This is a genomic window from Pedobacter sp. 01T416_2, from assembly GCF_056398925.1.
In genome coordinates, this window is sequence record NZ_JBFTQI010000186.1 from 1 (window position 1) to 8,571 (window position 8,571).

Here is an 8,571-nt window from a genome sequence, read left to right on the forward strand (position 1 = left end):
AAAGTAGAAAGTGAGATTCCTGAAAAAGTATTTGCAGGCGCTTTACCAACCACAGTTATTTTTGATAAACAGGGCCGTTTGTCTTTCAAACATGAAGGCGTAGCCAATTATGCAGATAAAAAGATAGTCGACTTTCTCAATAAGTTAAAGAACACAAAATAACTTTCTCCAATAACCAAAACATTCCTAATCCTTCCTAAAATTTGAGGTTCAAATGATATTTCTATTTGCGATATATGTAGTTAACTACATATCTTTGGCAGATAATATTTAACAATGCAAAACGACTTTAAAATTGAACGGTTAGATAATCAATTCTGTGAAGCGATTATTGGGTTAATTCTACCTATCCAACAAATAGAATTTAATGTAGATATCGATTTGGCGGCACAGCCAGATTTGTTGGATATAGAAAAAAATTATAATGGCTCAGGTGGTGCTTTTTGGGGTGCCATACTAAATGGTGAACTGATCGGTACCATTGCCTTAATTGCTGTTCCTGAGCATCAATCGGGGGCAATCAGAAAAATGTTTGTTAAAAAGGAATTCCGAGGGAAAGATTTGGGTGTTGCGCAAGCTTTATTAAAAACACTTCTAGCCTACTGTGAGGATAATAACCTGAATGAGGTATATTTGGGTACAAAAGACGTATTGCAGGCGGCCTGCCGTTTTTATGAACGTAATGGATTTAAACCAGTTGCAATGGAAGATTTGCCGGTTTACTTCCCTCGGATGGCTGTAGACAATGTTTTTTATAGCCTGGATTTAAAATCTCTTTAATGGAACAAAATGTAATTGATGCTTCTGGTTTATTGGCCATTTCTACCCGATTGCAAAGGCTGAGCGATCAGATCCGTAAAGATGGTCTGTTGATTTATAAAGCATTCGGAATTGATTTTCAACCCAAATGGTTCCCTGTGCTTTATACTTTATATAAAAAATCGACGATGAACGTGGTTTCGTTGTCAGATGAAATTGGTTATGCACATCCTTCTACCATCAGTTTGTTAAAAGAATTGGAGAAGGAGAAACTGATCCGGTCTAAAAAAGATAAAATAGATACCCGTAAACGTTTGGTTGAACTCACAGAAAAGGGTACAGCACTTCTTTCCACTATGGAGCCTGTTTGGGATGTGATTATTAAAGCCACAGCAGAAATTACGAATACGGAAAATAACTTAATGAAGGCTATAAATGAGGTTGAGGCATCGTTAAAGGAAAAAAGCTTTCTGCAGCGGGCCGAGGTTTATATTAAGAAATAATTGAATTAGAGAATGATTGAATGACCGAGAAGGTTAACCAATGATTTTACTATTTTTGCCCCCATGATTTCATTTTTCGAGGCTTCACTTAAGCAACTTTCTATCCACCACACAGGCAATAAATTGCTTGAAGAGTATTATAAATTATCTGATGCTMCTTTAAAAATTGATGATGAAGTGTTGGGAAACCTGTTGATGCAGTATTTCTTAAAACCTTTCGAAAAGGTAAATGAGGCCTACCGTTTTTATCACCCCAACGATAACCTGGAGTTGAACGAAGTATTCCATTTCGTTCATGAAATTTTCGAAAACAACGAACTTTTTCACGAAGATTCGCAACAACTGGCCAAACATTTATACGATGTAGCCAATCACCCAAAAATTAAATCTGGCGAGCTATATGTCGCTTATTTTGAAAAGGTGCAGATAGAAGGCGAGCAATTGGATGTAGTTGGCATTTTTAAATCCGAAACAAAAGATACTTACCTAAAAGTTTACCCTGAGCAGGATGGCTTTAATGTAAGTTACGAGCAAGAAGCCATCAGTATTAATAAATTGGATAAAGGCTGCCTGATTTTTAACGTTGATAAAGAAGAAGGCTATAAAGTTGTGGTGCTGGATCAATCGAAAAGTAGCAACGATTCTGCTGTTTACTGGAAAGATGAATTTTTGAAGCTGAAAATCAGGAACGACAGTTATAACCAAACCAATAATGTTTTAGGGGTTTACAAAAACTTCGTTACACAGAAACTTGATGACGATTACGAAATCAGTAAAGCGGATAAAATCGATCTCTTAAACCGCTCGATGAAGTATTTCAAAGAAAAAGAAACCTTTGATATTGAGGAATTCGGTAATGAAGTAATTGGTAATGCCGAAGGGATTGAATCATTCAAAAACTATAAGAAGAATTACGAGCAAGAGTACGAAAGCCCGATTGCCGATAATTTTGAAATCGCCGAATCCGCTGTTAAAAAACAAGCCCGTGCCTATAAAAGCGTGTTAAAGCTGGATAAAAACTTCCACATTTATATCCATGGCAATAAAGATATGATCGAAAAAGGTTACGACGATGATAAATCGATGAACTTTTACAAGGTGTATTTTAGGGAAGAGGAGTAGGGACTTTAGAGTTGGGCGTTTGGGGTTTTTGAGTTACCTAGCATGTTTCAGTAGAACAGTGCCTCCAAACTCATCACCCTCAACTACAAATTAAATCCGCTGCTGTGCCTTTAATGCCAAATACTGGTTAATTACATTAACAGTAAGTTTTTGAGGTGGGGTAAGGATGGCTAAAATGCCATGTTTGTTGAGTTCTTTAACCATTAGTTTTTTCTCGTAGATAAATTTCTCGGCAATGGTTTTATGGTAAATGCCTTCTACATCTTTTGCAGGTGCTGTGCTTAATTCTTTTAGTTCAGTATTTTCGAAAAATACAACCACCAATAAGTGGTATTTAGCTATTCTTTTTAAATATGGCAACTGTCTTTGCAGTGCCGATAAACTTTCGAAATTGGTAAAGAAAACCAAAAGGCCCCTTTGTTTTACTACTGATCGTACCGCGGAATAAAGTGCTTCGAGATTACTTTCAAGGTATCTCGTTTTTTCCTTGTAAAGCACATTCATGATAGTGCCAAGCTGAGAAGCTTTACGATCTGCTGGTACAACAGCGCCGATATTTTCAGATATCGTAATTAAACCTGCTTTATCTTCTTTAAGCATGGCCACTTTCGAAAGTGCAACGGCTGCATTTATAGCATAATCGAGTAGGCTTAATCCTTCAAAAGGCATGCGCATTACACGCGATTTATCAATTACACAATAAATATTCTGCGATTTCTCGTCTGTATAGGTATTCACCATTAAACCACCTTTTCTGGCCGTAGCTTTCCAGTTAATGGTACGGATATCGTCGCCACCAACATAATTTTTAATCTGGTCGAATTCGCTGCTTTGTCCAACCTTTCTGATTTTTTTGATCCCGAATTCTGTTAAATAGCGTGAAGCGGCCATCAATTCGTATTGACCAAGGTTAATAAAAGAAGGAAAAACAGGCAGAATCTTGGCGCCATCAAAATTATAACGGCGGTTAATTAAGCCCAGAGGTGAACTGATGTACGCTCTAATAAAACCAAAATCATACTCACCACGTTTTGTTGGGCGCAGGTTGTAGTGGATCGATTTTACTTCTGCAGATTTTAGATGAAGTTTAAAATCTTTATCCCGGAGTTGAAACTGAAAAGGTACTTCATCAATCACCCTGGCATTTATCCCAAAACCATAACTATTCCTGATTTCGATTTGTATCGGATTTTCATCGCCATTACTCAAACGTTTCGAGGTAATTCTTTTGGCATCAATCCCTTGAGTATTTCGATATAGAATAAAAATATCGATAAAAAATAAAACAAATACGACGCCAGTGGCAATTTCAGGGATATCRCCCAGCCAGGCAAAAAAGAACTTCAACAAAAAAAGCACAATGCAGAGGCCTAAAGCTGCAAACAAGCGATCGCTTAGGAATAGATTGTTGTAATATTGCTGAAAGAATTTTTTCAATGTTGTTTAATCGGTTAATTGTTTAAACTGGTTAACTGTTAGTAGCCAACTGTAAACTGAAAATTGGCTACCGATAACTGACCTATCGCGGTACTTCAATTTTTTTAATAATCTGATTAACAATGTCGCTTGTGGTTAATCCTTCCATTTCTTTTTCAGGTGATAACAATATCCTGTGCGCCAATACAGGGCCTGCAACGGCAATAATATCTTCAGGTGTAACAAAATCGCGGTTTTGAATAGCAGCGAAAGCTTTTGCGCTGTGTACAATTGCTAAAGATGCCCTTGGCGAAGCGCCTAGATAAAGTGATGAATTGTTGCGGGTTTCATTTACGATTTTGGCAATAAACTCCAATAATTTTGGCTCTACAAACAAATTGCGGATGATTGCTCTAGCCTCTTGTATCTGTTTAACAGACAATACTGGTTTTACATCGTTTAATAATGTTTTATTAACTAAAGTGTGCTGAGCCATTAAAATCGCAGTTTCTTCGGCTAACGAAGGGTATTTAACTTCTATTTTAAATAAAAACCTATCCAATTGTGCTTCAGGCAGGCGGTATGTTCCTTCCTGCTCAATCGGGTTCTGTGTGGCCAATACCATAAAAGGTTCGTCCATGATATAGGTATGGCCATCTATAGTTACCTGGCGCTCTTCCATCACCTCGAACAAGGCCGATTGGGTTTTTGCAGGTGCACGGTTAATTTCATCAACCAGAATAATATTGCCAAAAATAGGACCTTTTCTAAATTCGAAATCTCCTATTTTGGTATTAAAAATCGGGGTTCCTAAAACATCAGATGGCATTAAATCGGGGGTAAACTGAACCCTCGAAAATTGTGCATCAATAGATTTTGCCAGCAATTTAGCGCTCAGGGTTTTGGCTACACCAGGTACTCCTTCAATTAAGATGTGCCCGTCGGCAAGCAAACCAACAATTAAGAAATCAATAACCTGTTTTTGGCCGATAATGATATTTCCAAGTACATTTCTGATTTGATTTACAGCTTCATTTAAGGCACTTAAATCGGTACGTGGGTTAAACTGTTCTTGTTCCATTACTTTGCGTATTTTTATAAAACTGTTCTATGCTTTCGTTTAAATTAATCAATTGGGTATCGCTTAAATCGCCCATTGTTGGCGTTTGGATAAAATGTTTAGTCAGGGTTTTGGCCAGCGCTTCATTAATCCCTGTTTTCTCCATTAGCACCTGAGCAAATTTGCTGTCGATATCGTTGGTCTTTACATAATACCTGGTTCTTAAGTACTCCATAAAGTAATTGATCTTTTTTAAGGCTATATCGAGGTTGTTCCGCTCGTGGTAATAAACACTGCCCACCACATTAACAAAGGCCAAAGAAGAATTAGTAAGCGGATCTGCGATTGGGATAATTCTTTGCCTGCGCTTAATGTCGTACAAGACAAAAACTATCAGGCTAAATATTGCCAGATAGTATGCAAACTCCAGTTCAGGATGTTTAAAGAATACCTTGAGTATATCGGTAGCGGTGTTCTTTTGTGCAGAAAAATATTCGTCGAAAATGAGCTGCTTATTTCCATGTAAATAGCTCAAGGTTTTAGCGGCATATTCTGCACCATATTTATCTAGCAGATTAAAATTAGTGTAAAAACCGGGTTCTGCGATGAGGTAGAGATTGCCTTTTCCGTAAGCATAACGGATAAAGTTAGGCTGGCCTTTCCCATTTACGCCAAGTATTGTCGTTTTGCTGCTGTCTACCTTACTAAAATACTGGCTGCCGATGCCTCTTTCAAAACCATAGTTTGCATCAGTTTTTAGTTCTGGATTGGTGAAATTTAAGGTACTTCCTTCGGGAGACATTGCGGTAGAAGTTTGCACTTTAAGTTCCTTCCTTATTTTTCCTAAATCATAAGTGGCTATAAATACATCATTGCCCGCTTGCATATATTTTATCAGCTGTTCAAGATCAGTTTTACTAATATCTGCCTTTTGTGCAACGATTATATAAGCCGTTTTATTGAATCTTTTAGATTTTAGCGTAGTATAAACAGCTGTTTTCGACTGTTGAATACTTGCCGAGGGCAAAATATCTTTAATTCTATTGTATAAAATATATGTTCCGTAAGGGATTTTATCTTTAATAGCATATGTTGGCGCCCAGTTTGTTGGCGTAGGCTTATTATACTGCGCAATTAAATAACCCAAAATTAGAATGGAACCGATAATCAGGTATAATTTGTAGCCTTTCATTTAATCTGGTTGTTAAACTGGTTAAACGATTGCTTAATAGGGTCGAATTTCACTTCATCGATAGGGAAATCGCCATACCAGATATAATCGAACTGTAGGGTAAGCTGGCTAAAATCGTTTCTCAGCTCTGGCTTACTGATTTCCATTAAATAATTATAATTGGTTTTATCGGGCTGCCATTGGATAATTTCGGCATCGCTCAATTTTTTTAGCGCCCTCAAGTATAAAAGCCTAACGGCCAAACGGAATTTTCTTTCGGCAACTAATCTTTGTAATTCCTGTTCATAATCTATCTCATGGATGTTTTCGGTAATTACATCGTATGGAAGAATTGTTTCTTTCGATTTTTTAGCGAAGATTTTTTCTGCTCCAATAACTTTAACCACAATAAATATGATCAGCGCAACACCAAGTCCGATAAAAATATACCTGGAAAAAATGTTGGATGCTGCTCCCTGAAATAGTTCGCCGATTATACCCCAGAACCATAACCAAAATTTGTCCCATAACGATAATTGTTGTTGACCTATTTCGTCGTATTGAAACTCTTTTTGTTCTTTATAATTGCTTATGGCCTCTTTATCAAATTTCGAGGCCACAACCTTACTGGTATCTGTTTTAATTACAACAGTTACAGGCTTAGGTTTAGCTGTCTGTGCTTTGTTGATTACCGGAATAAAAAACAAAAGTGAAACAAGAAGATATCGGAATAGTGCTGGCTGCATTTTAATATTCTTCAGGTCTGGTATCTATAGGTTTTTCGGTAATGCCAAAATTAGAAATCCGTTCCATTAGGCCGGGGCTTTCTTTTTGTTCAACCAAACTGAAATAGGCCAATGAAATGGTAATGATGGGGATGATGGTAAACACCTGGCATAATGACTGCAAAACTGTTGTAATCATGGTTAGTGTTAAAGACATGTGTGGGGTTTTATGCGTAAACATACCAATCATATTAAATAAACTTGTAGGTAAAACAATCATGCTCATACAGGCAGAAACAATAATCCAAACAACGGCAAGCGTACCGAAAGTAATCCAGAAATTATCTTTTATAATTTTGAAGCTTCTGCTAAAAGAGTAACCTAAAGAACCATTTTCGATTACCATAATGGGGAACATCATGGCCACATAAGGGAATAGCCAGAAGCCAGGTACAAGGCAAAACATAAAGGCTATGCATAACAGGATAATCAATACGATAGAACTGCCAAAAATCCGGAAGAAGTAATACTTAAAATATCCCCATACTTCATCGGTGGTTGGTGTTTGGTTCCCTTTCTGCACATATACAGCGACATAAGAAAGTATGGCAACACTCATACTGACGTAACTTGCCATGCTAAATAATAGTGATAAAAAGTATTCAATACCGTAAATAGACCCGAGTCCCGAGCTTTTGCCATATCTGTTCACAATGCCCGTATTTATTACATTAACCATTTTGTATTGTTGCAATAACATGGTTAACATACTAGCCAGTACAAATAGGCCACAAAATGTGAAATATATTTTAATGAGGGGCTTAAGATTTTGACGCATGAAGGTAAAGGTGTTGTTAATCACCTGTCCGAAATCTCTTCTTTTCTTAAATTCAATTTTCCCTGGCATGTTAATTTAGTGTTGCTTGTTTATTGTAGATTTTTATGGGGTATATAAATACATACCAAATAATGAAAGCTGCAGAAGATAATAAAATGAACATACTTAACCATAGCGGCATCTCAGTATGTCGGGTAACAAAACTCTCAAAAAATGCTGCAACTATAAAAATCGGTATCAGGCCAATTACAATTTTTAATCCATCTTTAGCCCCTTTTAAAACTGAAGCCATACGGGTATACGTTTTGGGAAATAAAAGGCTATTGCCCAAAATTAAACCAGCCGCGCCTGCCAAAACAATTGCCGATATTTCTAATGTGCCGTGAATCCAGATAACCAGAACTGATTGAAAGCCTAATCCCTTACTAAAAAAGAAATATTGGAATGAGCCCAGCATCACGCCATTTCTGAATAATGAAACAATAGAGCCAAATGAAAATATAATCCCCAAAACAAAGGTATATAGCGCAACATAAATATTATTAACCCCAATTTGCATAAACATCATAAACTCATTACTTTGTTTGTAAACCCCAAAAGGATCACCTTTGGCAATGTTTTCGTTTGTCATGTTTACATAACCATCACCCATAATCAATCGCACAAAAGTATCATCGTATTTTGCCGATAAAGCACCAATGGCACAAGAAACCAAGAAAAATGCCAATGCATAAAATACCTGTTTTCTGTGTTGTAGAAATATTAAGGGGAGTTCTGTTTTCCAGAAATGGATAAACCGGTTCGATTTTTCCTTTTTGTTTTTGTAAACGGATTGATGTAATTTAGAGGCTAAGCCATTGAGATAAGCGGTTGTTTTCGAATTTGGATAAAACGTTTTTGAGTAAGCCAAATCGTTAGTGATTTCGATAAACTGATTGGCCACTTCATCAGGATTTGCCTGTTGCATGGAATCATAA

The 8,571-nt window shown here is 36.9% G+C and carries 9 protein-coding genes; 3 read left to right on the top strand and 6 right to left on the bottom strand.

The annotated features are described in order from the left end of the window. Positions 1–276 precede the first annotated feature (276 nt). From AC1DPQ_RS10095 to AC1DPQ_RS10105, 3 genes are all read left to right on the top strand, one after another. Positions 277–780, top strand: a complete 504-nt coding sequence (locus AC1DPQ_RS10095) for a GNAT family N-acetyltransferase (RefSeq protein WP_477584432.1) — start codon at positions 277–279, stop codon at positions 778–780. After that, entirely contained in the window at positions 780–1,262 is a 483-nt protein-coding gene (locus AC1DPQ_RS10100) for a MarR family transcriptional regulator (RefSeq protein WP_477584433.1), read from the top strand. The genes AC1DPQ_RS10095 and AC1DPQ_RS10100 overlap by 1 nt, the downstream gene beginning before the upstream one ends. 63 nt (positions 1,263–1,325) lie before the next feature. Next, complete coding sequence (locus AC1DPQ_RS10105) at positions 1,326–2,384, top strand: nucleoid-associated protein (protein ID WP_477609094.1); 1,059 nt, start codon at positions 1,326–1,328, stop codon at positions 2,382–2,384. A 90-nt stretch (positions 2,385–2,474) separates the two neighbouring features. Here the strand turns inward: AC1DPQ_RS10105 and AC1DPQ_RS10110 are convergent, their stop codons facing one another. From AC1DPQ_RS10110 to AC1DPQ_RS10135, 6 genes are all read right to left on the bottom strand, one after another. Beyond that, positions 2,475–3,821 (bottom strand): DUF58 domain-containing protein, encoded by a 1,347-nt coding sequence (locus tag AC1DPQ_RS10110; RefSeq protein ID WP_477609096.1) that lies wholly within the window; start codon positions 3,819–3,821, stop codon positions 2,475–2,477. 82 nt (positions 3,822–3,903) lie between these two features. Further along, a complete protein-coding gene (locus tag AC1DPQ_RS10115) occupies positions 3,904–4,881 on the bottom strand; it encodes an AAA family ATPase (protein ID WP_215129456.1) in 978 nt (325 codons plus the stop codon). After that, on the bottom strand, positions 4,862–6,052 hold the full coding sequence (locus AC1DPQ_RS10120) for a DUF4350 domain-containing protein (RefSeq protein ID WP_477585338.1): 1,191 nt from the start codon (positions 6,050–6,052) through the stop codon (positions 4,862–4,864). Before AC1DPQ_RS10120 ends, AC1DPQ_RS10115 begins: the two co-directional genes overlap by 20 nt. After that, complete coding sequence (locus AC1DPQ_RS10125; protein ID WP_477609098.1) at positions 6,049–6,777, bottom strand: DUF4129 domain-containing protein; 729 nt, start codon at positions 6,775–6,777, stop codon at positions 6,049–6,051. Before AC1DPQ_RS10125 ends, AC1DPQ_RS10120 begins: the two co-directional genes overlap by 4 nt. Position 6,778: 1 nt before the next feature. Beyond that, entirely contained in the window at positions 6,779–7,663 is an 885-nt protein-coding gene (locus AC1DPQ_RS10130) for a hypothetical protein (protein WP_477585054.1), read from the bottom strand. A 1-nt stretch (position 7,664) separates the two neighbouring features. Further along, positions 7,665–8,571: stage II sporulation protein M (locus AC1DPQ_RS10135; protein WP_477609100.1), on the bottom strand; the 907-nt coding region annotated here is incomplete at its 5' end.

What these genes read in the sequence shown, in the direction of transcription:
- AC1DPQ_RS10095 (WP_477584432.1), top strand. Translation starts at nt 277, where the DNA reads ATGCAAAACGACTTTAAAATTGAACGGTTAGATAATCAATTCTGTGAA.
- AC1DPQ_RS10100 (WP_477584433.1), top strand. Translation starts at nt 780, where the DNA reads ATGGAACAAAATGTAATTGATGCTTCTGGTTTATTGGCCATTTCTACC.
- AC1DPQ_RS10115 (WP_215129456.1), bottom strand. Translation starts at nt 4,881, where the DNA reads ATGGAACAAGAACAGTTTAACCCACGTACCGATTTAAGTGCCTTAAAT.
- AC1DPQ_RS10120 (WP_477585338.1), bottom strand. Translation starts at nt 6,052, where the DNA reads ATGAAAGGCTACAAATTATACCTGATTATCGGTTCCATTCTAATTTTG.
- AC1DPQ_RS10125 (WP_477609098.1), bottom strand. Translation starts at nt 6,777, where the DNA reads ATGCAGCCAGCACTATTCCGATATCTTCTTGTTTCACTTTTGTTTTTT.
- AC1DPQ_RS10130 (WP_477585054.1), bottom strand. Translation starts at nt 7,663, where the DNA reads ATGCCAGGGAAAATTGAATTTAAGAAAAGAAGAGATTTCGGACAGGTG.